1 protein-coding gene is annotated in these 511 nt (G+C 36.2%); it reads left to right on the forward strand.

The window, feature by feature from the left end:
• On the forward strand, positions 1–195 hold a 195-nt coding region (locus VSR34_RS38340; RefSeq protein WP_342965225.1), incomplete at its 5' end, for a hypothetical protein.
• Between the last annotated feature and the right edge of the window lie 316 nt (positions 196–511).

Here is a 511-nt window from a genome sequence, read left to right on the forward strand (position 1 = left end):
CTGTTTGTGCAGGTTGACTTCTACAAGCTTATTCAAGCAAGTACAAAGCCAACTAAGCATTGGGGAAGGTTAGAGGAAGTTCAGACAAGCTCACAAGCATCTCAAGCCTCACTGAAAATCTCTACATTGCCATACTCATGTTCAACTGAAGCAGGTATTTTCCAACTTTCTATCTCTCTATTTAGGAATCATTAAGCTTAGGTTTGTGAATAAAAAATGTAGTACTCATAGTCCTGAAGCCATACATATGCTTAGTTTTCATTTACATTAATCGTGCTAGGAGAATTTCATCCATGAACTTTCTGAAAAAACTAGGTTAAGAATTAGGGCCATAGAAATTCTCTCTGGTCTTTGAGAGTTAGATTAAGTTTTTTATATGGTTGAAATCGTTGTTTGATGCTCTACAAGTTTCATGTTATGAGTTTTGTCAAAAAATCAAAGAATCAGGAGATCGCCATTGATGTACAGAACGCGAGTTTTGTGAACAAGAGGAAGAAGATGAAGTCTGACT

Source organism: Paraburkholderia sp. JHI2823, from assembly GCF_038900695.1.
Classification (GTDB): domain Bacteria; phylum Pseudomonadota; class Gammaproteobacteria; order Burkholderiales; family Burkholderiaceae; genus Paraburkholderia; species Paraburkholderia mimosarum.